Consider the following 24,577-nt stretch of genomic DNA (forward strand, 5'->3'; position numbering starts at 1 on the left):
TTAAACAGCGGGATTTTGTAGCAAAAGGTGCTGCCCTCGCCGAGCTTTGAGCTGACGCTTTTTGCGATGCCGTAGCGCTTGCAAATTTTATCGATTATGTTTAGCCCGAGACCGAATCCGCCAAGAGCCGCGTTTTCGCGCGAGTATCTCTCCCAGATTGCGCTCGTATCCTTTATGCCGATGCCGAAATCCTGCACGCTAAAGACCGCTATGCTCACCCCTTTTTCTAGCCCGATGATGATCTTGCCGCCTGGGCGCGAGTATTTTATGGCGTTGCTTAGGGTGTTGTCGATGAGGCGCATTAGCGAGGTTTCGCCCATAAAGACGCTCACGCCTGGCGCTATTCGCGATTGCAGGCTTATATTTTTACTTTTTGCGACCAGATAGATGAAATTTATCCTAGCGCCCAAAAACTCGCTCATATCGATGCGGCGGCTTTTGAAGCTCATCTTGCCGCTTTTGATGAAGTACTCCACGTCCTCGTAAGTAATTACCATCTGCTTGAGCGCGGATTTTATTCGCGCCGTGTGTTTGTCGCGTAGGCCTAGCATCTCGGTGTTGATGAGCGCGACGCCCAGAGGGGTCTTTAGCTCGTGCATCGCGTCGTTGAAAAACGCCTTGATGAGGTTGCTTTGCTGCGCGTAGAAATTTTTTATGATTTTGTAGTTAAACAGCGCGATGATGAGCGCTACGAAAATCGTGATAAAGATCGTGGAGATCGCGATAAATTCTATCTTTGCGTAGCTTATCTTTTTTGAGATGACGAAAAAATGCAGCTTGCCCTCATGCAGAAAGTGGCGCTTAAAAAACACCCGCCCGCCGAATTTCAGCGTGATAAACGCAAAATCCGGCGGCTGCACGCTTAGGTTTGATCTTAAAATTTCGCCGTTTGCATTTAGAATCGCGTAGTCGTAGATTAGCTCGTCTTTTAGATCCGGATCCGCGCCGGCTAGAGCTTCGCCGCTTTTTTGTATCAGCTCGGCGACGTCGGCGCTCTCCTCGATTTTGGAATTTAAATAGATTATATAAAGGCTCTCGCTTATAAAGGCGCCGATGATGAAGATCGCGCTAAAAAGCGTAAATTTAAACCCTTTAAGCATTGATCTTATATCCGAGTCCGCGGCTGGAGAGGATGAAGTCGTTGCTCGTTTTGGCGCGGAGGTTGCTGATATGCACGCGCACGTCGACGCTGCCCGCTTCGCCGTCCCACACGTCGGCGATGAGTTCATCGACGCTTACGAATCTTTTGATATTGGCGAGCAGAAATTCTATGATTTTGATCTCTTTGGCGCTTAGCGATATCTCTTCGTCCGCGCGCTTTAAAATTTTTAAATTTGCGAAGTAATAAAATTTGCCCGCGATCTTGACGGCGCCCTTTTCGTCGCCGAAATACTTTCGCATCAGCTCGCTTACTCTAAATTTAAGCTCGGCTAGGTGGAAAGGTTTTTTTAAGTATTCGTTGCAGCCCAGCTCGTAGCACTGGCTTAAATCGTCGATGTCGCCGAGCGAGGTCATCATCATCACGGGGGTATTAAGGCCGAGGCTACGCGCGTATCTCAGCACCTCTTCGCCCGAGACCTCCGGCACCTTGATGTCTAAGATCAGCAAGTGGTAGGTATTTGCGGCGATCTTATCACAGGCTGCGTCGCCGCTTTCGCATTCGTCCACCTCGTAGCCCAGCTCCGTGAGATACTCGCTTACGCTGCTTCTGTATTCAAAATCGTCTTCTAAAAGTAAAATTTTCAAACTCGTTCCCTAAATCGGGAGCGAGACTACGCTCCCGTGCAAATTTGCCCCGCATATACAACGAAGTAGCGAAGCAGAATGACGCCGCAAAGCACGACGAAAGAATTTAAAACTATAAACGCAGGCTTGTAGGCGTGGTTTTTCAGCGCCGTAAAGGCGATGATGATCGGAGCGATGAGCCCCGTGCCTAAAACGCCGATCCAGAAAATTTTACCGTAAACCTCGTGCGTCAAAGCCTGCTGTGCCGCAAGCGCACTCGTGCCACCCTCGAAATACATCCCGACAAATAGAATGAACAAAAGCGGAATCTCAAAGAGTATCGCGCGCAGATCAAGCACCAAAAGGTATTTTATGCTATCTTTGTTTAACGAGCCTTTAAAAAATAGAAGTCCCACTAAAATACTCGCCGCAATGCCGCTGGAAAAACCCGATAGCAAAAATAAAATCGGCAGCACCGGAGTATTCCAAAGCGGAATTTTCATCACCGCGCTTAGTAAAAAGCCCGTATATGCGCCCACGCAAAGAGCAAGGATAAATAAAATTCGCTCGAAGAGTTTGGAAGCTTTGGCAAACGAGCTTAGCAAATTTACGATAGGTCGCAGAAAGGCGAGCAGTTTAAATTTACAAATTTCCTCGCCGAAGACGCATAGCGCAAATACGAAGCTAAGCGGCACGTAGATTAAAAGCGCCGCCACGCCGAGGCTCATCACCGAGCCGAAGTTAAATTTGATCAGCAAAAGATAAAAGCTAAGCGGCTTGCCCAGATCAAAGATCAAAAGCAAAAGCCCCGCGCAGATCGTGATCGGCGCCGTGATCGCACCCGCTCTAATCATTGCGTCCCAGATGGAATTTTGCTCGCTTTCGTGGCGGTTCCATTTGACTAAAAGCGCCACCATCGTCGCTCCCGCGCTAAGACCCGCCAAAAATAGATAAATCGCAATCGGCCAAGGCCAGTAAATTTCAGAGTATTGGCTCATATCGCCCCACATATTATTCATAGCGTCCTCCTTTTTTGTTTTTGATATTCGCTAGGCGCGGTTTGGTGTTTAGATATGCTTTTGGATATTCTACGCTTGTTTTGGCTAGCAGCTTGCTTACCTCGGAATTTAGGTCATTTACGTCGCCGAAAGTTAAAGCATCCGTTGGGCACACGCTTACGCAGGCAGGCTGCAAACCTTTGCTAGTGCGGTTCGTGTAGCAAAAGGTGCATTTGCCGATAGCGTGCGTGATAGGATCGACAAATCTAGCGTCGTAAGGACAGGCCAGGATGCAGTATTTGCAGCTGACGCAAAGCCTCTCGTCTATGAGCGTTACGCCGTCTTTGGTTTTAAAGCTCGCTCCCGTAGGGCAGACGTCCACGCAGGGGCTATCCTCGCACATAACGCAGCTGGCGCGCGAATAATCGAGCTTTAAATTTGGAAAAACGCCGCTTGTTTTGCCGTGAACCTGCAGCCTATAAACGCCGCTCGGCACGCCGTTTTCGTTCCTGCACGCAACCGAACAGGCTTGGCAACCTATACATAAATTTTCGTCGTGAATCATTATGAGTTTTTTCATAACCGCCCCTTTCAAATTTTAACTATATCGACGCCGACGTTGGTTACCATCGTGCTTACCACAGGACCCGCAGCGGGATCGAGAAGGACGCTTTGGTTGGTGCCTACGCCGTTCGTGCGCTTTAGCCCCGGACTTACGTGCCCAAAGCCGTGGTATAAAAACAGGCAATCGTCCCTGATGCCTTGCGTGACGAAAATTTTAGCCTTTTGCTCGCCGAATTTGTTTTTGAGCTTTACGATATCGCCCGTCTTTAGCCCCTCCGCTTTTGCAGAAGCTGGGCTGATCCAAACCGGCGATTCGCTCATCATATCGTTTAAAATTTTGACATTTTGCGTGTGGCCGTTGGTGTGAAGTGCGGTCTTGCCGGTCATTAGGCAGTATTTGTGTCCGCCGAATACGTCCATACCCTCGGTGTTTAAGCAGCCGTATCCCGCGAAAAGCTCCTCCACTTTCGGCGCGAAAAGCTCGATCTTGCCGCTCGGGGTTTTAAATTTCATCTGCGAGCTCATCTCGCCGTTTTCATCCACGAACTCCGCCGCGGCAGGATATTTATCGATAAATTTAGCCACGAGCTTCGGCTCTCGGTAGTATAGCTTCGGCACCTTGTAGCTTACGTAGCCGTTTTTGATTAAATTTGCGATTAGCTCGGCGTTGCCTTTGGCTTGCTGCATACGGTATTCGTCGATGTTGTTCCAAGTGTAGTCCTTATCGATCTTCATCATCCTTGCAAGCTCTCTAAAAATTTCATAGCCGCACTTCGTATCGCCCACCGGCTCGACGGCTTTGTTTCGCATCACAAATCCCGGCGCGGTGCCGCCTTTGTTTTGAATCGACTCGTCGCGCTCTAAATACGTGGATTCGGGCAAGATCACGTCAGCTAGGCACGCGAAGTCGCTCATATACACGTCGATTGCGAGCACGAAGTCTAGCTTTTTGATCGCCTCTACGCTCTTATCCACGCCCGCAACGTTGATGAGGTGGTTAAAGCGCGTGCTGACCCAGCCTTTTACAGGATACGGTTTTTCGCTTAAAATCGTAGGCGCGATCTGCATCAAAACGCCGTGTTTGCGCGGCACGAAGAAATTTTCGCTACCTTCTTCGCCGCAGCCGTCGATACGCGCGGTCTTTGGAATTTTAAAATTTTTATCCGGGTTTGAGATGGTAGGGAATAGATCCTCTTTGCAAAGCGCGTTGAAGGTTTTGGAGTCTTTAGAGAAGTAAATTCCGCCCTTTTTCTCGACGTTTCCCATCAGCGCGTTTGCGATCGCGATGGCGCGCGTGCGGATATATTCGGCCTTAGCGGTCGTGGTTTTATGACCCCAGTCGATTACGACTGCGGGAGCCGCGGCGTAAATTTCATTTGCGATGCGCTCGATCTTGTCCGCTTTGATCCCCGTAATGCCCTCTTGCCAAAGCGGCGTCGTATCCTTCACGGACTGCTTTAGCTCCTCTAGCCCCACGGCATATTGTTCGATAAATTTTTTGTCGTATTTGTTATCGCGCAGCCAGACGTGAATCAGCGCCATCAAAAACGCCGCGTCGGTCCCCGGTTTTATCGGCAGCCACTCGTCAGCTTTGGAAGCTACGACGCTAAAGCGCGGATCGAGAACCAAAAGCTTTACGTCTTCTCTGCTTGCGGCTTTTGCGAGCTTTTTAGTTTTTGAGATGTCGATGCCTTCAAAAAGATTATGGCCGAAATTTACGATATATTTTGCATCGCCGTAGTCTCTTTGCATATTAGCGCCGAAGGTGTGCGGCACGGCGATATTGTAGGTGACCGGGCAACAGGACCAGTGCGAGTAGATGTTCGGGCTGCCGTAGGCACAGGCGAAATTCATCATCTGAGTGTGGTGCTCGCCCGTTTTGGATGTAAAAACTACGCTTTGCGGGCCGTATTTTTGCGAAATCTCGTCTAGTCTCTGCGCGCAAATTTTAAGCGCCTCGTCCCAGCTCGCCTCTTTAAATTTACCCTCGCCGCGCTCGCCCACGCGAATGAGCGGCTTAATGAGCCTTTGATCGTCGTAGAGCTGATTTATGCCCGCGCCTCCGCGAGCACAGACCGAGGTTTTGTTTGAAAAGCGATGGTTGCCCTCGATGAGAGCGCCGCGACCGTTTTTGACGGTAACTTCGATAGGACAGCGCGAGGAGCACATCTCGCAGACGCTGGCGACTTTCTTTTCCGTCCCGCCGGTGACCGCGCTAGCGTTTAAATTTAGATTTAGCGTCGCTAGCGTGCCGATTGCGGCGGTGCTTTTTAAGAAATTTCGTCTATTCATAAAAACTCCTTACCTTTAAATTTCGGTAGGAATTCTAAGGCTTCATCGTAAAAATAAGGTTAATTTTGATAATGCAGCTTTTGGCTTAGACTTTATCTCAAAAGATAAAATGCGTCCTGCGCCGTATTTTAAAGCCGTAAAATAGCGCCAGCAGTAGCAAAATGCTAATTGCGCCGCAGATCGCAAGGGCTACGCGAGCGCCTAGCAGCTCGGTAAAAAAGCCCGATATGAGCGCTCCAAATGGCGTACTACCTATTAAAAATAGCGCGTATAAGCTAAGCACGCGCCCGCGAAATTCGTTGCTTACGTGTATCTGCACGGTGGAGTTAATGCTTGAGTTTGTGATTACGAAAAGAAACCCAGTTACGGCAAGCCCTACTGCAGCCCATGCGAAGGAATTCGCAGCCCCAGTAAGAGCTAAGCTTACCCCCATAGCGATCGCGCACGATCTGATTTTGCGGATGCCAAGTTTATCAAAAACTGCTACGAAAAGCGCGCCGCAAAAGGCTCCCACGCCCAGAGCCGACATCAAATATCCAAAGCTTCGCTCATCCGCGTCTAGGCTAAGCTTAACAAGTGCCGAGATTGTTACGTTGTAATTTGGCACCAGCGTCGCTACGATAAGCACTATTATCATTAGCTCGCTTAGGGTTTTTTTGTGCGATACATACGAAATTCCAGCACCTATCGAGGCAAAAACGCCTCCGCTTCTGCTAGATAGCGTAGTAGCGGATGGCGGAATTTTTATGAAAAACAGCGAAACGATGATGCCTAAAAAGCTAAGCGCATTGAATAAAAAGCAAAAGCCCACGCCCCACAGCGCCATCACGATCCCCGCAAGTGCGGGTCCTGCAATACGAGCGACGTTGAAGGACATAGAATTTAACGCTATGGCGTTGGCTAGATCGCGGGGCGAGTCGATGAGGTCTTTTACCATCGACTGACGGCTCGGGGCATCCATGCTGGTAAAGATGCCACTTGCAAAAGCGCAAAATAAAATTTTGCCGAAAGAATATAGCTCGCAAAAGCTCATAACCGCGAAAATTGAGGCGGTCACCGCCATGCCTATTTGAGCGAGCAAAAGGATCTTTTTGCGATTAAACTTATCGAGCAGTACACCGGAAAACGGCGTGAAAAGTAGCGCGGGCAAGAACCTCGCCGCAGCTACGAGGCTGACCTTAAAAGCGTCTGCGGTGATGCTTAGCACTAGCCACGGCAGTGCGACGCTTTGCATCCAAGAACCGATCAGCGAGAGGTTCATCCCGATCCAATAAATTCTAAAATTTGAGTATTTAAGCGATAGGAAGGGATTTTTCAACGCGCTGCCTTTTGAAATTTTGATTTGAGATTATACATTAAATTTTAAAAATTCACTTAAAGATTTAACATTTATAAAAATTTAACGAAAATTTAATATTTCTGAAAAGAAAAATTTTATATACTCTGCAATAAATTTTTAAGCAAAGGATTAAAAATGCAAAGACCGACTCCGATTAATCAGGAAATCAAACTCGACGAGAAGCGCTATATAGTTTCCAAAACCGATCCGAAGGGCATTATCACGTTTGCAAATCCGTATTTTTGTATGATTTGCGGCTATAGTGAGCTTGAGCTCTTGGGGCAGCCGCATAACATCATACGACATCCGGATATGCCGCGCATAGCGTTTAAGCTTATGTGGGATACGATACAGCAGGGCAAGGATTTTACCGCCGTGGTTAAAAATTTAGCCAAAGATGGGCGCTTTTATTGGGTCATTACCGAATTTACTTCTAAAAAAGATCCCGTGACGGGGCAGATCACCGAATACACGGCATTTCGCAAGGCTCCACCAAGATCTGCGATCGAAACTATAGAGCCAATTTATAGGGCATTGCTGGATGCTGAAAGAAACGGCGGTATGCAGGCTAGCCAAAAGGCGTTCGTGGACTTTTTAAAGAGCAAAGGCGAAACCTACGAGAGCTGGATCGCAAAGGTCTCAGGTAAATCAAATCCGCTCACTGCAATGTTTTTTAAGGCGATGAAAAAGCTTTTTAGCTAGTCCAGTTAAAATTTAATGCAAACCCCGCGCAATGCGGGATTATTCGGCTCGGCGCGAGTAGAAGACAAATAAAGCGCAAAGCCGCCCGCTCATGAATTTTGAAATTCTACGAAATTTTAAATTTAGCGCTTGAGCTTTGAATTTTACGTCCACACCAAATGCGCCGCGCTCAAAGTCCCTCAAGCGTTATATCATAGAGCCTCTCGACAGTTTCGTCGCTTAAATTTAGCGTCTTTTTGCTTCGTAAAAATTCTAAAATTTCATTCTGCGCAAAGCCTACTCTTTGTGCGCAATGCTCGTGCGCAGGCAAAAAGCCGCGGCATAGCGCGATATTTTCTAAAATTTCTTCATCGCATAAAAAACAATACGGCTCGTCGTGCAACCGCCCCTCAAATTTTAAAATTTCGGCGTAGCTTTCTACGATTATGCGGCGCGGATTTTGTTTGCCAAAGCGCATAGCAGCGTGGTTTAGCAGCTCGTAATAAAATTTATCCAGATGCTCGGCATCTTTTAGATGCGCGTGTAAAAGCCGCATAAATTGCTGCCAAAATAGCAGTTTATCGCGGCTTCCTAGCCACGCGTATCCTAGATGCATCACGCCGCTAAGGCGAGGGAGGAAATTTTGATTTTGCGAGAGCTCGAAGTCGATTTTATAGCCCTGGATGATGTTTGAGTGGCGCGCGCCGTAGAAGCGATATGCACGCACGAGCGCGCTTTCGCTCAGCACGTCCACGATGCAGTCCTCGTCCCTAACCTTGGTCGTTTTTAATATAAATCCTTGCATTTTCCTATTTTAGCGAAATTCACATATAAATTTAAATAAAGAATTTTAGGTTATAATCAGAAGTTTCATTTCATAGAATTTAAAGGAAATCATATGAATTTTGGAGATCTATTTTCAAAAATACGTAGGACGCAACCTGCGCCGAGTGAAGCTCCTACGCACTGGATAAAGTGCCCGGGATGCGGCGCACTGATGTATAGCAAAGAGGTCGAGCAAAATCATAGCGTTTGCCCCAAGTGCAACTACCATCTGCGTTTTGACGCGCAAGCTCGCATCGATCTGATCTGCGACGAGGGCTCGTTCGTGGAGTTCGATAAAAATTTGCAGCCCGTCGATCCGCTAAAATTCGTCGATAAAAAATCCTACAAAAAGCGTATCTCCGAGAGCAAGGAAAAAACAGGCAGGTTTAGCGCGGTGATCGCGGGCGAGGGTGCGATAAGTCGCCAAAAAATTCAGCTTGTGGTGTTTGATTTTAACTTCATGGGCGGAAGCCTGGGCTCCGTGGAGGGCGAAAAGATCGTGCGTGCCGTAAAACGTAGCCTTGATAAAAACGAGCCGCTAATCATCGTAAGCGCAAGCGGTGGTGCTAGGATGCAAGAAAGCACCTTTTCGCTGATGCAGATGAGCAAAACCTCTGCCGCGCTTAAAATTTTATCCGAGCATAAAATTCCTTTCATCTCCATTCTTACCGATCCTACGATGGGCGGCGTGAGCGCGTCCTTTGCGTGGCTGGGAGATATCATCATCGCAGAGCCCGGCGCTCTTATTGGCTTTGCCGGGCAGCGCGTCATCAAGCAAACCATCGGCGCGGATCTGCCGGAGGGCTTTCAGAGATCGGAATTTCTGCTCGAGCATGGATTAATTGATGCGATCGTGCCTAGAGCTGAGATGAGGCAGTATCTAAGCGATATAATAAATGTGCTTAGCAAAAACGCCGTGCAGATTGACGATACGAGCGATAAGTCGCTACACGAAGAGGGAAGCGAAGAGTAGTGCAGATAACGGTAAATTCCATCCAAAAGGGCGCGGACGAGTTCGCAGGCGCGATAAGTGATTATAAAAAAATGGCGGCTAAATTTGCCGCGGTGCGAGATGAGACGTTTTTTAATGCTAATATCGCTCGTGCCCAGAGCGCGTCTCGCGAGCTCGCACTTATGGCGTATGATGAAGCTTATCTACCGCGCCTTAGCGGATACGTCGTAGCTTTGGATGAGCGCGGACAGGAGCTAGATAGCATGGAATTTGCGAGTATGCTAAAGGATAAAAGTAGCGTGTCATTTTTCATCGGCGGCGCTTACGGGCTTAGTGAAAATTTTAAGGCAAAAGCCGATAAAATAATCAGTCTTAGCAGGCTTACGTTAGCGCACAAAATCGCTAAACTTTTGCTCTTTGAGCAAATTTTTCGCGCGCTGTGCATTAACGCAAACCATCCATATCACAAATAAAGGGAAGTAATGAAGAAAAACGAGTTGAAATTTTACAAGAAAATTTTAGAAGAAAAAAGAGAGCAACTCATCGCCAATATTAATAGCTCTGTAAATGAAATTTCGGAATTGCGCGAGAATAAAGCTGCGGATGATTTTGACGTAGCGAGCATGAATACGGATTTAAGCATCGAATACTCGCTCAATGTTAATCAACAAAAGGCGTTTTTAGAGATCGAAAGCGCGCTTAAACGCATCGAAAACGGCACTTATGGGCTTTGCGAGAGCTGCGGCGAGCAGATAAGCTTAGAGCGTCTTAAGGTAAATCCAGAGGCGAGATTGTGCATTTCGTGCAAGGAACAGGCGGAAAAGCAAAATAGGAGTTAGCTATGAAAACCAAGCAATTCTTTTTATATTCGATCGTCTATATCGCAATCGTCGCGATTTTAGTTTTTACGCAGCAAAGCAGTAGCTATACACTGGGGCTTTTCGGTTTTACGCTTACGCTTCCTGTGGCGGTGTGGATCGTACTGCCGTTAATTTTATATATGATTTTGGCGATTTTTCATATCGTTTTTCATAGCTTTGCTTTTTACCGCACAAAAAGGGCGATCGCAAAGGATCTAAGCGCATACGATGCGATGAGTAAAGAGGTTTTGCTGGGTCTTGATACCAATAAAGACTTTAAAACCGAGTATTTTAAAGACCCAAGCGAGCTTACTAAAATTTTATCTCCATGGTATGATAGCACCGGCATAGATGTCAAAAATGAGGATCTAAAAGAGGTCATAGGTGTTATTGAGAAGGTTAAAAACGGCGAAGTGGCGGATCTGCGAAAATATAAACTTCCTAAAGATAACGGACTATTTTTGCAAAACGAGCTCAACCGCCTCGACGCCGAGCCTGCGTATGCGTATGAAATTTTAAAAACTAAGGGCGTTTATAGCGAAAATATCACTAAAAAAGCCTATGCCGTAGCGCTTGCCAAAGGAAGCTACGATAAGATCAAGGCCTATAAAATTCCTCAAGATATAGCCGAGGTAACTATTTTAGTGGATCGCGCGGTAAATGACGCGAGCTTTGAGATCAGCAGCGAGGAGCTTTTCGATCTCGTAAATAATGAAAAATTTAACGAGCAGGATTTTATCGGCTTTGCCAAAAAGCTAAAAAATCATCTCGCTCCAGAGCAATACAAAGCCTTTTTCGAGCGGCTCAAAAACGAGAATCAAGAAGCGACCGAGGCATATCTGTACGCGCTATATGAGCTTGGCATGATCGACGAGTTTAGAGAGCAGCTAAGTCTTGCCGACGGCGACGAGTTTGAAAAGTTTAAAATTCTGCTATTTTTGCGAGACAACGGCAAAAACGTCCCTGCGTCGCTGTTATTTTAGCTCGGTAATTTTATGAGTTCGTTTTATGCGGGTAAGAGAGACTGCTTTTAAGCTCTTTGCGTCTATTAAACACAGCCTGCGCGATAAATTTTAAAGTGCGGGTAAAATTCTAACTCGCGCAAATTTTAAATTTCAAAATTTATCGAAAAATCAATGCGCGCAAGCGGTAAAATTTAAAAGATTTGCTTGCGTAGTGCGCGTGTAAACGGGTTTTGCATTTATGCGATGAAATTTAGAATTTAAACATAAAGCGCAAGACTCGCTAGCTGAATAAAAGTGCTGAAATTTTAAAATCCGTGCGGCGTTTTGCAAGCTGCTTGCTGGGTTTGCCGTGCAAATAAAATTTGGTGGCGATCATCCTTGCTGCCGTTTTGCCACCACTCAAATTAGCTAAGCTTAAAAATAAAATTCGCGCCTAAATGCGAATACGTAGCCTATGAAATTTAAAATTTTAAAGCTCGCGGCAAAACCCGCTGCAAGCGCTGCGGCGTTAAATTTAAAGGTTTAAATTTGGACGAAATCAAAATGAGAAATTTAAAATGACGGAAGATTTTTTTAAAAAGGACCCTCTATTTTTGGCGCCTTTGGCGGGCTTCTCGGATCCGCCGCTGCGAGGCGTAGTGAAAAAATTCGGCTGCGACGCGACCGTAAGCGAGATGATAAGCGCAAACGCCCTTGTTTTCGAGGGCGAAAAGACGCTAAAGATGCTCGAAAAAAACGCCGCGGAAACCCCATTTTTCGTACAGATCGCAGGCAGCGATGCGGAAATCATAAAAAAGGCGGTTTTTCTCATCAATAAATTTGACGGCATCGACGGCATCGATCTAAACTGCGGCTGCCCCGTCCCTAAAGTCGTAAAGCAGGGCGCCGGTTCGGCGCTGCTGCTTGATCTACCCCGTCTATCGCGCTTAGTCGAGACGATTAAAAAGTATTCGAATAAAAAATTTACGAGCGCAAAGGTGCGGCTGGGCTTTGGTGCCGTGGATATCGAAAATATCGCGCGCGCCGTACAGAGCGCAGGAGCCGATTTTATCGCAATTCACGGCCGCACCAGAGCGGGCGGATACAGCGCAGCGGTGGATTACAGCGCGATCGCAAGAGCTAAGCGCGCGCTGCAAATCCCAGTGATCGCAAACGGCGACATAAACTCCGCCAATGCGCCCGCAGTACGAGACCTTAGCGGCGCAGACGCGCTGATGATCGGTCGCGCGGTAATCGGCAGACCCTGGATCTTTCGCGAGATCAAAACGGGCGAACAGGCAAGTGACGCGCTAAAAAGGGAAGTCGTGCTCTATCATTTCTCTCAAATGCTTAGCCACTACGGCATGCGCGGCGTAGCGATATTTCGCAAGCATCTGCACGAATACTCCAAAGGGCGAGAAAATGCCGCAAGCTTTCGCGAGCAGATCAACCACGTCACCACCGAGAGCGAAATGACTCGGCTGATCGAGGAATTTTTTAGTTAAATTTAGCATTTTAGGAGCTCTGATGATTATTTTAAAAATTATAGCCTGCGCGTTTTCGATGGGTTTTTGCTTCACAAGCGTTTTAATTTTAGTGGATTTGTCAGTAGAGCTATTTTTCGTCGCCTTTAGCGATAGATATGGCTATCTTTCAGAATGGTTGCAGGAAAGGTGTGTATATTTTGTAGTTCTTTGGATATTTTTCTGCGGAATTTGCGCGATACTTGCCGAAAAACTAAAGGATTTTGATAGGCTTGTGAATTTTTTCGTCAATCTGTTTTTGCCGACCGTGGCGATTTGGATAATATCGCCGTTTTTGGGGATAACGATCGCTGCGGCATTTGAATTACATGGAGGCGATATATTAATCGGCATCTGCACGGCTTACGTTTTAGCTCTGATCGTGGTAGCCGAAGTCTTAAAACAAGTTTATTCACCTAAAACCTAGCGCGCAGAATTTTAAAATTTAGTGCAGAATTTCACCTTGAAATTCTTGGTCGCCGCTTACAATCACAGCTCGCGCGTTAAAAGGCGAGGGCGTTAAAATTTAAGGAAAAATTATGCAAAATATCTACATCATAGGCGACGTGCACGGCTGCTACAGATCGCTTTTGTCGTTAATAGAGCAGCTGCCGCATAAATTTGATAGCGAAATTTGCTTTGTGGGCGATCTGATCGACCGAGGCCCTGCGAGCGCGGATGTGGTGGAGCTAGTGCGCACTCGCGGATATGACGCGGTGATGGGCAATCACGAAAAGCGCTTTGTGGGCAACGCAAAAACTGCCCTAAGATGCGCAAAAACGGGCAAATTTACGAGCTCAAATGACCTCTACGCATTTTTTAGCCTGGATGAAAGCTGGCTATTTAATAACGGCGGTGAGGCGACGCTAGCGTCGTATTATCGTCACGGAGGCGTGAAGCAATGCAAGGAACATCTGCGGTTTGTCTCGCGGCTGCCGATTTACCTGGAGTATGATTTGTGTGATGAAAGCGGTCGCGCTCTCGTCGTATCGCACTCCGCGGTGGGGCGTATGTGGAGCGCCAGATACGACGATGAGCGAAAGAAAAGCTTCGCCGCTCACGTGCTAAGCGGGCGCGGAGATGATAGCGCGAATGATGGAATTTTTAACGTCTACGGGCACACGCCAGTAAAAAAGCCCGTCATTACGGAATTTAGCGCAAATATCGATCTGGGCTGTGTTTATAAAAAGCATTGGTGCGAGAAGGCGAGACTTTGCGCGTTAGAGTTTCCCTCAAAGAAAATTTTTACGCAAGAATGCATAGATTTTTGAGTTCGCATCCATGCTCGCACGTATTAAAATTTAAATTGCGCAGGCTATTTGAAAGCGAAATTTAGAATTTAAAGGCGCGTTCTTGCAGCTCCCGTCGCGCAGTCAGGTCGCGCTGAAATTTTAAATAATATCCCTTAGCTTGCGCGCTTCATACATCCAGGCCTCAAGCTCGTCCCAGCGCTCGTCACGAATCATCCCCACGCAAATTTCAAGCTCGTTTTTAAAAGCATCGATCGCGCCTAGCAGGTTCGTGCGGTTTTGCTTAAAAATATCGACCCACATCTGCGGCGAGCTTTTGGCGATACGGCTCATTCCCGAGAAGCTGCCGCCGGCTAAATTTATGATATTGCGGCGATTTTCCTCTTTTAGTACGCTGTTTACGAGCGAGTAGCTGATCGCATGCGGTAGGTGCGAGATGAGCGCTACGTGGTGATCGTGGCTTTTTGCGTCCATAAATACGATCTTCATCCCCGCGAATGAAAAAATTTCGACCGCTCGTTTGATATGCACTTCATCCGCGCCGTGATCGTCGCAGATGACGACTACTGCGCCGTTTAAAAGCTCTTTAAACGCCGCTTGCGGGCCGGAGTTTTCGGTACCAGCCATTGGGTGAGCCGCGATGAAATTTCGTCTGATCTGCGGAGGGCAGTTTTGCAAAATTTTAAATTTCGTGCTTCCTAGATCGATGATCGTCGTCTCGCTTCTGCAGTCGCTTAGTTTTTGTAACGTCTCAATAATTGCCTCCACGGGGATTGCGAGAAAGATCGCGTCACAGCTTTGCTTCATCTGCTCCAGACTTAAAATTTCATGCACGAGCCCAAGTTTCAGAGCTTCTTTTTCGTTTTCGCGGTTGATGTCGCAGCCATAGACGGCGCTGATGATTTTGGTGCTTTTTAGACATAGCCCAAGAGAGCCGCCGATGAGACCCAGACCGATAATTCCTATCTTCATAAAATTCCTTTTTGATATATGCAAGTTTTAATTTTAATGTGGTATTATACGCAAATTATTTTCGTTTTTAGGTAAAATTTTATGAAAAAAAGCGTTTTTTTACTCTTAGTAGGCGGGATTTCCGTGGCATGCGCCGCGCAGATAAAATCCATTAAATTTGAAGGGCTAAGGCATCTTTCTCCACAGGTTGCGCAGCAAATTTCAGGACTTAAAGTAGGCGATGAGCTTAACGGCGAAAACACCAATGCTGCGATCTCGAAGCTATTTGAGCAGGGCTATTTCAGCGACGTTTATATCAGCGAACAAGGCGGCGCGGTCACTATCAACGTAACCGAAAAACCGACCATCGCCAAGGTCGAGATCAAAAACGTAGTTACCAACGATCGCGACAAGATCAATGAGCTCATCGGTTTGCGTCCGGGTCAGGTTTACGATGAGGTGGCTGCTAAAAAAGCGGAGACCCGCATCAAGCAATACTACGAAGTCAAGGGCTTTTTTGACACCGTGGTGGAATTTTATCCAAAGCCGATAAACGACGATAAATCGGTCATCTTGCTAACGATCGAGGTGAATCGCGGCGAAAATATCATCATCGATAAGGTAAATTTAGTAGGCGCAGACAAGCTCGACTATGATGATATAGAGCCATCCGTTGCCAATAAAGAACGCGAGATGCTGGGCTGGATGTGGGGCTTTAACGATGGCAAGGTAAAAACCGCCGAGCTTCCTAACGACGCAAATAGAATTCAAGAAGAATATTATAAAAAAGGCTACTTAGACGCACAGGTTTCTGCGCCACTACTTAATGCCGATATGGATAATTACACTGCTGATCTTACCTACTATATCAGCGAGGGCGAGCAATACACCGTAAGCTCCGTAGATATCGAATATCCTGCAGATATAATCAAGCTTGATAAAGAAAAGGTTTTGGACGATTTTAAGCTTCAAAAGGGCGATACAATGAATTCCGAGCGTTTGCGCCGCGATATGAATACACTAGAGACTTTAGTCGCGGATCAGGGATATGCCTATGTGCGCATCGTGCCTAAGACTAAGCAGGACAAAGAAGCTCGCACGGTCGCTATCACGTATCAAGTCATCCCTGAGGATAAAGTCTATATTAGAAACGTAACGATCTCGGGTAACGATAAGACCGAGGATAAGGTCATTCGCCGCGAGATGTATCTGACCGAGGGAAATTTATATAGCAAAACCGACTACAACGATTCGTTAAATTCTTTAAAACGCACGGGGTATTTCGATGAGGTGGAGATTAAAGAAAACCGCGTTTCTAACGATCAGATCGATCTTGAAGTCGCAGTTAAAGAAGCTCCTACAGGCTCTATCACTGGCGGTATCGGATATGGCAGCGAGGATGGAATTTTACTTAGCGGCGGTATCAGTGATCGTAACGTATTCGGCACCGGCCTTCACGGCGCATTCTCGGTCGAAAAGAGCGACGATCAGCTAAGCGGACGCTTGAGCTTAACCAATCCTAGAGTGTTTGATTCTGAATATAGCTTGGGCGGATCGATCTTTGCCAACGATTACGACTGGGACGACTACGATGAGAAATCTTACGGATTTTCAATCACGGGCGGTCGCAAAATCGGACGCAATACCGATGTAAGCCTTACATATTATCTCGAAAAAAGCGAGATTAAGGGCTTAAACGAATATTACGCCAAAGCAGGCTATCTAGATGGCAAGAATTTAAAAAGCTCGATCATCCCGTCTATTACATATAATAGCACCGATGATTATTACTTGCCAAGAAGTGGTATGATCGCAAGTGCTAGCTTAGAATACGCGGGTCTTGGTGGCGATATGGACTACACCAAGGCGCGAGGATCGTTTAACTACTACTTTGGCTTGCGAGATTATATCGATCACGACATTATCTTTAGATACAAAGCTGCAACGGGCTATATGTGGGAAGGTAATAAAAAAATCCCAATCAACGAAAAGCTATTCCTGGGTGGAATGAAAAGCATTAGAGGCTACGAAGGTCGCAGTATCCCGAAAAAAGAGATCTGCTTAAATGCAAATAATTGCCGCTATATCGAAACAGGCGGCATGCAGAGTTTTAATAACTCTTTTGAGCTAAGCTTTCCGGTAGTTGATAGGCTTAAAATGCGCTTTGTAACGTTTTTTGACTACGGAATGATCGGCGATCATGACTGGAATGAGGAGGAGCGCTACAGCACGGGCGCTGGTATCGAGTGGATGACGCCGATGGGGCCTTTGCAGCTATACTTCGTCAAGCCGCTTAATAAAAAACCGCACGACGACACAAATAGCTTCGAATTTAGTATCGGTGCTAGATTTAATTAAACGCGACGCCTTGCGAACGCTGTGGCGTGCGTAGAATTTCTATCGCACGCCTTAAAATTTAATAACGCTTGCGTGCGATTCTAGCCTTTCTTGTCGCGCTAATTTGCAGCCGAATTATTGTAGGCGGGTTGAGCTAAATTTTAATTGGAATTCCGCTCGGCTTAGGATGAAATTTAAACGCATAGCTTGCTTTGAATTTTTTAGAATTTTAGTTATCAAGATAGTTTAGAATTTCATTCGTATGGTAAAATTTTAAGTAAAAGAGTTCTAAAAAATCAATATAAGCCATTTGCATACTTTAAAGAAATTATATATTGAAATTTTAAAGATTACGATATAGACGATAAACTCCGCTTTGTTGTGCGCAGAATTTCACTGCATAGGATTTAGCGCGCCACTGAATTTTAAAGCTCATAAATTTTGAGATTCTAAAATCGCTAGAATTTAAAATTTTAAATCGCCTCGTAAATCGCTAAACATTTGCGTTAAATTTTGCCTCGCTTTACCGATAATTTAAGTTAAGCTTGTAAAATCGCGCTCTAAAATCATATCAAAGGCTCTTTTATGCGTAGAAATGGCAATGGAACGAAGCTTAAAATTTTAATATTTCTTATTATAATATGTGCTTTGGTTTATGGAATCTTTAGAATTTTTACCTCGCCGAAATTTGAAAAAAATCCTCCGCAAATTGCGCTGGAAAATGAAATTTATTGGAATTTAACCTCGCCCTTGAAGATTAAAATTTCAGACGATACCGGCATTAAGCTCGTTCGCGTTAATTTAAACGACGGAGCCAGCACGATACCGCTACTAAATGAGGAGCTGAACGTTCCGCAAACTACGCTAGAGCTTGCCGTGCAATTTCCTAAAAATTTGATGCTTAATAAAGATAAAAACTACAAGCTCGAGGTTTTTGCAAACGACATTAGCTCGTGGAATTTTGCGCAAGGAAATAAGAGCGCAAAAACGGCAAATATAATAATAGATGACAAAAAGCCCATCATCAATATCATCAATCAATCCTATAAAATCACTAAAGGCGGTAGCGCTGTAGTCGTATTTTCGGCAAAAGACGAGCGCCTAAGCGAAGTCTATGTCAAAACCAACTATGGCAAAATTTTTAAAGCAATTCCTTTTGTAAAAGAGGGCTATTATGCGTCTCTCGTAGCGTGGCCTGCAAATTTAGAGGAATTTCGCGCAGAAGCGGTCGCCACTGATCGTGCAGGCAACGAAAGCATTTCTCAGATAAAATATTTTTATCAAGACAAAAAATATAAAGTCTCTACTATCAAGCTAAATCCAGGTTTTATTAACGGCAAAGTAAGCGATCTGGCTAGCCAATATGCGCAGAATTTTAACTCGATGAGCGATTTGGAGAAATTTAAATTCGTAAACGAAACTCTGCGTAAGAAAAACGGAGATGATCTGCACGCCGCTACTAGCGCGGTGCACGAGGATAAAATAAATGGATTTGAGCTAAAGCCTTTTTATCCGCTTGCTAAAGGCGCAGCGGTAGCAAGCTTTGCCGATCATCGGATATTTTTTATGAACGACGAACAGGTAAGCGAGTCGTGGCATATGGGGCTCGATCTAGCAAGCGTCGCAAACGCCGATATTAAAGAGAGCAACTACGGCAAGGTAGTTTTCGCGCAGGAAAACGGAATTTTCGGATTAAATTTAGGAATTTACTACGGCTTCGGATTATACGGCATCTACGGACACTGCTCGGCGACGCAGTTAAGTGTGGGCAGCGATGTAAAGCCGGGCGACATTCTAGCGCAAACGGGTTCAAGCGGCTTTGCTTTCGGAGATCATCTGCATTTTGGCATCGTAGTTCAGGGTGTGGACGTAAGACCCGAGGAGTGGATGGATCCTAAGTGGATGAAAGATAACATTACCGATGTCTTAGAATCGTCCAAAAAAGTAATAGAAAAAGGTAAGTAAATTTTAAAATTTTCGCTATAATGCGCGGGTTAATGAAAACGAGGATAGAAATGAGACAGACAACGATAGCTAAGAAAGTCCATAACGTCGGCATCGGGCTGCACAAAGGTGAGCCTATCAGACTTACGTTAGAGCCTTTAGAGGCAGGCAGTGGAATCGTATTTTATAGAAGTGATCTTGGCGTTAGTTTTAAAGCCGAGCCGAAAAACGTCATAAATACGCAAATGGCGACCGTCGTAGGAAATGAGAAGGGCTATATATCAACAATAGAGCATCTAATGAGCGCCATTAATGCCTATGGTATCGATAATATCCGTATTATCGTCGATGCTAATGAAATTCCCGTGATGGACGGAAGCTCCGCGAGCTTTTGTATGCTTTTGGACGAAGCGGGGGTAAGAGAGCTTGACGCGAATAAAAAAGCCCTTATTATCAAGCGAGCCGTGGAGATTCGTGAGGGCGATAAGCTAGTGCGGCTGAGCCCTAGCAAGAGTCCGAAATTTGATTATACAATTAAATTTAGCCATCCGCTCATCGGCACTCAGCACTATGTTTTTGAATTTAGCAAAAAAGCCTATCTTAAAGAAATTTCGCGCGCCAGAACTTTTGGTTTTTTGAAAGACGTGCAGGCGCTACGCTCTATGGGGCTGGCTCTAGGCGGCAGTTTAGAAAATGCCGTCGTAATAGACGAGAATAAAATTTTAAATCCCGAGGGCTTACGTTTTGAAAACGAGTTTGTCCGTCATAAAATTTTAGACGCGATCGGCGATCTTGCGCTCGTAGGTGCTCCGATTTTGGGCGATTATATGGCGTTTGCGGGAAGCCACGATCTAAATCATAAACTCACTTTGGCAGTCCTTGCCGACGCGAAAAATTTTGAGCTAGTAGATCTTACCGCCGAGGTTGTGCGCGAATATCAAAAAGTCTTTGCTTAAGGCTGCAAAATCAAAGAGGTTGAAATTATAATTGCCGCTCTTAGCGCTCCATGCTTGCTCGGCGTGTATGAAAACGGCGCTAAGATAGCGGAATTTGCAAGCGCCGAAGGCGAAAAAGCCGATAAATTTCTGATCTGCAAATTTAGCGAAATTATAAAAACTTATAAAATCAAAGAGCTCATCTACGCAAACACTCCCGGCAGCTTCATGGGTATGAAGGTAAGCTACGTGATCTTGCGCACGCTTAGTATCGCTCTTGATGTGCCGTTGTATGCGATCAGCGGCTTTGAGCTAAGCGGCTTCGGGCCGATCAGGGCGAATAAAAACTTCAGCTACGTTTACGAGCGCGGCGAAATCAAAATGAAAAAATGCACCCCCGCCCCGCTATCTTTGCCGCAGGATTTATCGGTTTTAAATAAAAGCGATGATATACTTCCAAATTACATCATAGAAGCGGTTTAGGAGAGAGCTTGATTATAAGAATTCCTGCGACGAGCGCAAATTTAGGCCCCGGTTTCGACGCGCTCGGCCTTAGCCTAGGGCTATTTAACGAAGTAGAGATTACCGAGCAGAAGTTTTTTTGCGTATCGCTTAGCGGCGAGGGCAGCGACAGAGCGTGGCTTAAGAAGGGCAACGCTTTTTTGAATATTTTCAATGAAATTTACAGAAAACTAGGCGGCGGGCAAGAGATAAATTTTAAATTCGCCTTTCACAACAACATCCCGTTTTCGCGTGGGCTAGGTAGCAGCTCGGCTGTGATCGTAGGCGCTATCGCAAGCGCTTATAAAGTTTGCGGCTTTGAGATCGATCGCGCTAAAATTTTAAACACGGCGCTGGAATATGAAAATCACCCCGATAATGTCGCGCCCGCAACGCTCGGCGGCTTTGTCAGCAGCGTCGTGGACGGCAAGACGGTTCGCACGCAAAAATGCGAAATTTCGCAAGATCTGCAAGCCGTCGTCGTTATCCCCGATACGCCGATGCCTACGAACGAATCGCGCGGCAAGCTGCCTAAGAGCTTTTCGATCAAAGATTGCGTTAGCAACCTCTCGCACGCGGCGTTTCTGACCGCTTGCTTTATGCGACGCGATTACGACAGCTTGCGCTACGCCTGTATCGACAAGATGCACGAGCAGATGCGCATGGGCGTGCTTCCGCAGCTTTTTAAGGTGCGCGAGATCGCCTATGATAACGGCGCGCTTATGAGCTCGCTCTCGGGAAGTGGCTCAAGCTTTTTAAATTTAGCCTACAGAGCCGACGCCGCAAAGCTTAAAGCCTGCCTTAGCGAAAATTTTAAAAACTTCCGCGTCGAAATTTTAGAGATCGACAACGGCGGCTTTAATATTGACTAAGAAAAATAAAGATATAATCGCATGAGCGAACCGATTAGGATGTGCGTTATTTGCAAGGGGCGCTTCGCCAAGCGCGAACTCCACGCCTTTTTGCAAAATTTTAAAAATATAAGCTCAAACAGACAATTTTATATTTGCGACGGTTGCATAAATCAAAAAGAGAAAATTTCAAAATATCTATCTAAATTTGCGTCTAGCGCAGATTTGGGACATATCAAGGAGAGGGTTTTAAATGGGTGTTCTGATTAAAGATATCGCGGATGAGCTTGGATACGCAAGCAAAGAGATAATCGAAAAAGCGCAGGAGATGGGCTTTAAAAAGGTAAAAACCGCGTCGAATAAAGTAAGCGAAGAGGAAGCTGCCGCTATTTACGATTATATCCAGACGGGAATTTTGCCGGGGAAAAAGTCAAAGCCTGCGAAAAAAAGCTCCGAAAAAGCGCAAGAAGACGAGAATAAGCCCGCTAAAAAACAGAGCGAAACTAAAAGAACCGCTAAAAAAGAGAGTCCTAAAAAGGCGGAAAGCTTAAAAGCTTCCGAATCCAAAGAGCCCGCGCAGAGCGCCAAAGAGCCTAGCGACGAAAAAACGCGTACGCAAGAGCCTGAGGTAAAAACCGAAAAATCCCAAAATCAAAAAGAGGAAATTTCCTCCGCCCCGCAGGAGAAAGAGGAGAAGCAAAACACCGCTTCAAAGCCTGCGCCGGTGCAGATAAACAGCGGCGATAGTATTGCTAGCGAGAGCCTGCAAAAGCGTCGTGGCCTAGTCATCGTAAAAAAGAAAAAGGAAGTTCAAGCTCCGGCGGCACAAGATAGGACCGAGCCTAGGCGCGAAAAGATAAGTGCGAGCCTAGAGGCGATCTTTTCAAACGCTGAACTAAATTTGAAAAAGAAAAAGATCGAAAAGAAAAAAGCTCCCGCCGCTAAAAAAGAGGATGCCCTTAAAATCGACATCATTCCTGATCACGAGATGGCGGATATCGTCATTGAGGACGAGGATGTCGTGGTAATGCCCGATTTCACCGTCAAACCGATCCAGACCGAAAACCGCACCAAAAGTAAAAACCAACCCAATATTTATCGCGCCTCGCAGAATCAAATTTTCAGCAGTGAGGGCGGTATAAGTCGCGGCGGTCGCAAAAAGCATAAAAAAGCCCCTCGCGAGCAGGGTAGCGAAATCGTAAGCTCTGTAAATATCCCAAAAGAGATCCGCGTCTATGAGTTTGCCGATAAGATCAAAAAGCAGCCTAGCGAGATCATCGGCAAGCTATTTGCGCTTGGGATGATGACGACGAAAAACGACTTTTTGGACGAGGACGCGATAGAAATTTTAGCAAGCGAATTCGGTATCGAAGTAAATATCGTCGATGAGGCGCAGGAGTTTGATTACATCAAGGCCTACGAGGACAGCGAAGGCGAAGAAAATTTAATCGCTAGAGCGCCTGTCATCACCATTATGGGACACGTCGATCACGGCAAAACGAGCCTGCTAGATTACATCCGAAACTCTCGCGTCGCAAGCGGCGAAGCGGGCGGCATCACGCAGCACGTAGGCGCGTATATGGTCGAAAAAAACGGCAGGAAGATCACCTTCATCGACACTCCTGGTCACGAGGCCTTTACTTCGATGAGAGCGCGCGGAGCCGAGGTTACCGATATCGTAATCATCGTAGTGGCGGCAGACGACGGCGTCAAGCCTCAGACTAAGGAGGCTATAGCGCACGCCAAGGCCGCAAATGTGCCGATCATCATCGCGATAAACAAGATGGATAAGCCTAACGCCAATCCCGATCTCGTAAAAACGGGGCTTGCAGAGCTTGACATAATGCCTACTGAGTGGGGCGGCAGCTACGAGTTCGTGCCGATCTCCGCAAAAACGGGCGATGGGATCGAAAATTTATTAGAGATCGTGCTTTTGCAAGCCGATCTTTTGGAGCTCAAAGCAGATCCTAGCAAGCAAGCTAAGGCAACCATCATCGAAAGCTCCCTTCAAAAAGGGCGCGGCGCCGTTGCCACCGTCATCGTACAAAACGGCACTCTACGCGTCGGCGATACCGTCGTAGCAGGCATTGCATACGGCAAGGTGCGCGCGCTTAGCGACGATAAGGGCAGGGCGCTAAAGCAAATTTTACCGGGCGAATGCGGCGTCATCATAGGCCTTAGCGAGGTTCCGGGCGCTGGCGAGACGCTGATCGGCGTTTCAAGCGATAAGGAAGCGCGCGAGTACGCGAGTAAAATTTACGAGCATCAGCGCCAAAAAGAGCTTAGCAAATCGACCAAGGTCACTATCGACGAGCTAAGCGCCAAGATCGCCGAAGGCTCGCTAAAAAGCCTACCCGTGATTGTCAAGGCCGACGTCGCGGGCTCGCTGGAGGCTATCAAAGCAAGCCTTGAGAAGCTCCGCAACGACGAGGTTAAGGTCGATATCATCCACAGCGGCATCGGCGGTATCACGCAAAACGACATCGCCTTAGCAAGCGCCAGCGAAAACTGCGTGATCTTGGGCTTCAACGTCCGTCCTACGGGCGAAATCAAAGAGCTTGCCAAGGAGCGCGGCGCGCAGATTAAGACCTACAACGTCATCTATAATCTCATAGATGATATCAAGGCGCTTTTGGGCGGCCTTATGAGCCCGATCATCAGCGAGGAGGCCTTGGGTCAAGCCGAGATCCGCCAGGTCATCAACGTGCCTAAGATCGGGCAGATCGCGGGCTGTATGGTTACCGACGGCCTCATCGCTCGCGGCGCGAAGATCCGCGTCATCAGAGAGGGCGTCATCGTTTTCGAGGGCAACGTCAGCTCGCTCAAGCGCTTCAAAGACGACGCCAAGGAGGTCGCCAAGGGCTTCGAGTGCGGCGTAGGCATCGAAGGCTACGACGATATGCGCGTGGGCGATTTTATCGAAAGCTACAAGCAAAAAGAGGAGCAGGCTACGATCGATTAATGCTCGCGGAATTCTGCGTGGGCATTCGCTTCGTTTGCACGGCTTGCGGCTAAATTTTAAGCCTCGATCGCGCTTTGAAATTTTATGCTCGCAAAATTTGGGCGTGAAATTTCGCCTTTTAAATTTAGCGGCGGAATGCGCGA

23 protein-coding genes are annotated in these 24,577 nt (G+C 46.6%); 15 read left to right on the forward strand and 8 right to left on the reverse strand.

Annotated features, from left to right (window positions below):
• The 6 genes from Q0140_RS08870 to Q0140_RS08895 form a co-directional block, all read right to left on the reverse strand.
• Positions 1 to 1,100, reverse strand: a 1,100-nt coding sequence (locus Q0140_RS08870; RefSeq protein WP_297963840.1) for a HAMP domain-containing sensor histidine kinase, incomplete at its 3' end; no start/stop codon positions are given.
• Positions 1,093 to 1,746, reverse strand: coding sequence for a response regulator transcription factor (locus Q0140_RS08875; protein ID WP_297963842.1), 654 nt, complete (start codon positions 1,744 to 1,746; stop codon positions 1,093 to 1,095). The genes Q0140_RS08870 and Q0140_RS08875, both read right to left, overlap by 8 nt.
• Positions 1,747 to 1,772: 26 nt before the next feature.
• Entirely contained in the window at positions 1,773 to 2,744 is a 972-nt protein-coding gene (gene nrfD, locus Q0140_RS08880) for an NrfD/PsrC family molybdoenzyme membrane anchor subunit (protein ID WP_297963844.1), read from the reverse strand.
• A complete protein-coding gene (locus Q0140_RS08885) occupies positions 2,737 to 3,303 on the reverse strand; it encodes a 4Fe-4S dicluster domain-containing protein (RefSeq protein ID WP_297963846.1) in 567 nt (188 codons plus the stop codon). Before Q0140_RS08885 ends, nrfD begins: the two co-directional genes overlap by 8 nt.
• A gap of 11 nt (positions 3,304 to 3,314) precedes the next feature.
• On the reverse strand, positions 3,315 to 5,579 hold the full coding sequence (gene phsA / locus Q0140_RS08890; RefSeq protein WP_297963848.1) for a thiosulfate reductase PhsA: 2,265 nt from the start codon (positions 5,577 to 5,579) through the stop codon (positions 3,315 to 3,317).
• Positions 5,580 to 5,676: 97 nt separating this feature from the next.
• Positions 5,677 to 6,897 carry an MFS transporter gene (locus Q0140_RS08895; RefSeq protein ID WP_297963850.1) on the reverse strand — a complete coding sequence of 407 codons (1,221 nt, stop codon included), beginning with the start codon at positions 6,895 to 6,897 and terminating at the stop codon, positions 5,677 to 5,679.
• 156 nt (positions 6,898 to 7,053) lie between these two features.
• On the opposite strand from Q0140_RS08895, the gene Q0140_RS08900 reads away from it, so the two are divergent.
• The gene (locus Q0140_RS08900; protein ID WP_297963852.1) at positions 7,054 to 7,620 is read left to right on the forward strand and encodes a PAS domain-containing protein; all 567 of its coding nucleotides are present in this window, start codon (positions 7,054 to 7,056) and stop codon (positions 7,618 to 7,620) included.
• Between the two features lie 169 nt (positions 7,621 to 7,789).
• Here the strand turns inward: Q0140_RS08900 and recO are convergent, their stop codons facing one another.
• Positions 7,790 to 8,404, reverse strand: a complete 615-nt coding sequence (recO, locus tag Q0140_RS08905; RefSeq protein WP_297963854.1) for a recombination protein RecO — start codon at positions 8,402 to 8,404, stop codon at positions 7,790 to 7,792.
• A 93-nt stretch (positions 8,405 to 8,497) separates the two neighbouring features.
• Between recO and accD the strand changes: the two genes are divergently transcribed.
• The 7 genes from accD (at position 8,498) to Q0140_RS08940 (ending at position 13,974) form a co-directional block, all read left to right on the forward strand.
• Entirely contained in the window at positions 8,498 to 9,397 is a 900-nt protein-coding gene (gene accD / locus Q0140_RS08910; protein ID WP_297963856.1) for an acetyl-CoA carboxylase, carboxyltransferase subunit beta, read from the forward strand.
• Positions 9,397 to 9,849, forward strand: coding sequence for a 23S rRNA (pseudouridine(1915)-N(3))-methyltransferase RlmH (locus Q0140_RS08915; protein WP_297963858.1), 453 nt, complete (start codon positions 9,397 to 9,399; stop codon positions 9,847 to 9,849). The genes accD and Q0140_RS08915 overlap by 1 nt, the downstream gene beginning before the upstream one ends.
• A 9-nt stretch (positions 9,850 to 9,858) precedes the next feature.
• On the forward strand, positions 9,859 to 10,215 hold the full coding sequence (dksA, locus tag Q0140_RS08920) for an RNA polymerase-binding protein DksA (RefSeq protein WP_005872423.1): 357 nt from the start codon (positions 9,859 to 9,861) through the stop codon (positions 10,213 to 10,215).
• Between the two features lie 2 nt (positions 10,216 to 10,217).
• The gene (locus Q0140_RS08925; RefSeq protein ID WP_297963860.1) at positions 10,218 to 11,219 is read left to right on the forward strand and encodes a LapA family protein; all 1,002 of its coding nucleotides are present in this window, start codon (positions 10,218 to 10,220) and stop codon (positions 11,217 to 11,219) included.
• Between the two features lie 539 nt (positions 11,220 to 11,758).
• A complete protein-coding gene (locus Q0140_RS08930; protein WP_297963862.1) occupies positions 11,759 to 12,685 on the forward strand; it encodes a tRNA-dihydrouridine synthase in 927 nt (308 codons plus the stop codon).
• Between the two features lie 22 nt (positions 12,686 to 12,707).
• Complete coding sequence (locus Q0140_RS08935) at positions 12,708 to 13,130, forward strand: hypothetical protein (protein ID WP_297963864.1); 423 nt, start codon at positions 12,708 to 12,710, stop codon at positions 13,128 to 13,130.
• Between the two features lie 112 nt (positions 13,131 to 13,242).
• On the forward strand, positions 13,243 to 13,974 hold the full coding sequence (locus Q0140_RS08940) for a metallophosphoesterase (protein WP_297963866.1): 732 nt from the start codon (positions 13,243 to 13,245) through the stop codon (positions 13,972 to 13,974).
• Positions 13,975 to 14,094: 120 nt separating this feature from the next.
• Here Q0140_RS08940 and Q0140_RS08945 read toward each other — a convergent pair whose 3' ends face one another.
• Entirely contained in the window at positions 14,095 to 14,925 is an 831-nt protein-coding gene (locus tag Q0140_RS08945) for a prephenate dehydrogenase (protein ID WP_297963868.1), read from the reverse strand.
• A gap of 81 nt (positions 14,926 to 15,006) precedes the next feature.
• Between Q0140_RS08945 and bamA the strand changes: the two genes are divergently transcribed.
• The 7 genes from bamA to infB all read left to right on the forward strand — a co-directional run bounded on the left by bamA (position 15,007) and on the right by infB (position 24,434).
• Positions 15,007 to 17,262, forward strand: coding sequence for an outer membrane protein assembly factor BamA (bamA, locus tag Q0140_RS08950; protein WP_291935735.1), 2,256 nt, complete (start codon positions 15,007 to 15,009; stop codon positions 17,260 to 17,262).
• 564 nt (positions 17,263 to 17,826) lie between these two features.
• A complete protein-coding gene (locus tag Q0140_RS08955; protein WP_297963870.1) occupies positions 17,827 to 19,206 on the forward strand; it encodes a M23 family metallopeptidase in 1,380 nt (459 codons plus the stop codon).
• Positions 19,207 to 19,256: 50 nt separating this feature from the next.
• Positions 19,257 to 20,141 carry a UDP-3-O-acyl-N-acetylglucosamine deacetylase gene (gene lpxC / locus Q0140_RS08960; RefSeq protein WP_297963873.1) on the forward strand — a complete coding sequence of 295 codons (885 nt, stop codon included), beginning with the start codon at positions 19,257 to 19,259 and terminating at the stop codon, positions 20,139 to 20,141.
• A gap of 63 nt (positions 20,142 to 20,204) precedes the next feature.
• Positions 20,205 to 20,603, forward strand: coding sequence for a glycoprotease (locus tag Q0140_RS08965; protein ID WP_297963875.1), 399 nt, complete (start codon positions 20,205 to 20,207; stop codon positions 20,601 to 20,603).
• A gap of 8 nt (positions 20,604 to 20,611) precedes the next feature.
• Positions 20,612 to 21,493 carry a homoserine kinase gene (thrB, locus tag Q0140_RS08970; RefSeq protein WP_297963877.1) on the forward strand — a complete coding sequence of 294 codons (882 nt, stop codon included), beginning with the start codon at positions 20,612 to 20,614 and terminating at the stop codon, positions 21,491 to 21,493.
• Positions 21,494 to 21,514: 21 nt separating this feature from the next.
• Positions 21,515 to 21,742, forward strand: coding sequence for a hypothetical protein (locus Q0140_RS08975; protein WP_040304108.1), 228 nt, complete (start codon positions 21,515 to 21,517; stop codon positions 21,740 to 21,742).
• Positions 21,726 to 24,434 (forward strand): translation initiation factor IF-2, encoded by a 2,709-nt coding sequence (gene infB / locus Q0140_RS08980; protein ID WP_297963879.1) that lies wholly within the window; start codon positions 21,726 to 21,728, stop codon positions 24,432 to 24,434. The genes Q0140_RS08975 and infB overlap by 17 nt, the downstream gene beginning before the upstream one ends.
• Positions 24,435 to 24,577: the final 143 nt, after the last annotated feature.

The sequence above is a fragment of the uncultured Campylobacter sp. genome (assembly GCF_938045405.1).
Classification (GTDB): Bacteria; Campylobacterota; Campylobacteria; order Campylobacterales; family Campylobacteraceae; genus Campylobacter_B.

Excerpts from the sequence above, each read along its gene's own strand:
- Q0140_RS08935 (WP_297963864.1), top strand. The coding sequence starts at position 12,708 with ATGATTATTTTAAAAATTATAGCCTGCGCGTTTTCGATGGGTTTTTGC.
- Q0140_RS08945 (WP_297963868.1), bottom strand. The coding sequence starts at position 14,925 with ATGAAGATAGGAATTATCGGTCTGGGTCTCATCGGCGGCTCTCTTGGG.
- bamA (WP_291935735.1), top strand. The coding sequence starts at position 15,007 with ATGAAAAAAAGCGTTTTTTTACTCTTAGTAGGCGGGATTTCCGTGGCA.
- lpxC (WP_297963873.1), top strand. The coding sequence starts at position 19,257 with ATGAGACAGACAACGATAGCTAAGAAAGTCCATAACGTCGGCATCGGG.
- Q0140_RS08925 (WP_297963860.1), top strand. The coding sequence starts at position 10,218 with ATGAAAACCAAGCAATTCTTTTTATATTCGATCGTCTATATCGCAATC.
- accD (WP_297963856.1), top strand. The coding sequence starts at position 8,498 with ATGAATTTTGGAGATCTATTTTCAAAAATACGTAGGACGCAACCTGCG.
- nrfD (WP_297963844.1), bottom strand. The coding sequence starts at position 2,744 with ATGAATAATATGTGGGGCGATATGAGCCAATACTCTGAAATTTACTGG.
- Q0140_RS08940 (WP_297963866.1), top strand. The coding sequence starts at position 13,243 with ATGCAAAATATCTACATCATAGGCGACGTGCACGGCTGCTACAGATCG.
- Q0140_RS08955 (WP_297963870.1), top strand. The coding sequence starts at position 17,827 with ATGCGTAGAAATGGCAATGGAACGAAGCTTAAAATTTTAATATTTCTT.
- dksA (WP_005872423.1), top strand. The coding sequence starts at position 9,859 with ATGAAGAAAAACGAGTTGAAATTTTACAAGAAAATTTTAGAAGAAAAA.
- recO (WP_297963854.1), bottom strand. The coding sequence starts at position 8,404 with ATGCAAGGATTTATATTAAAAACGACCAAGGTTAGGGACGAGGACTGC.
- Q0140_RS08885 (WP_297963846.1), bottom strand. The coding sequence starts at position 3,303 with ATGAAAAAACTCATAATGATTCACGACGAAAATTTATGTATAGGTTGC.
- infB (WP_297963879.1), top strand. The coding sequence starts at position 21,726 with ATGGGTGTTCTGATTAAAGATATCGCGGATGAGCTTGGATACGCAAGC.
- Q0140_RS08930 (WP_297963862.1), top strand. The coding sequence starts at position 11,759 with ATGACGGAAGATTTTTTTAAAAAGGACCCTCTATTTTTGGCGCCTTTG.
- phsA (WP_297963848.1), bottom strand. The coding sequence starts at position 5,579 with ATGAATAGACGAAATTTCTTAAAAAGCACCGCCGCAATCGGCACGCTA.
- Q0140_RS08975 (WP_040304108.1), top strand. The coding sequence starts at position 21,515 with ATGAGCGAACCGATTAGGATGTGCGTTATTTGCAAGGGGCGCTTCGCC.
- Q0140_RS08900 (WP_297963852.1), top strand. The coding sequence starts at position 7,054 with ATGCAAAGACCGACTCCGATTAATCAGGAAATCAAACTCGACGAGAAG.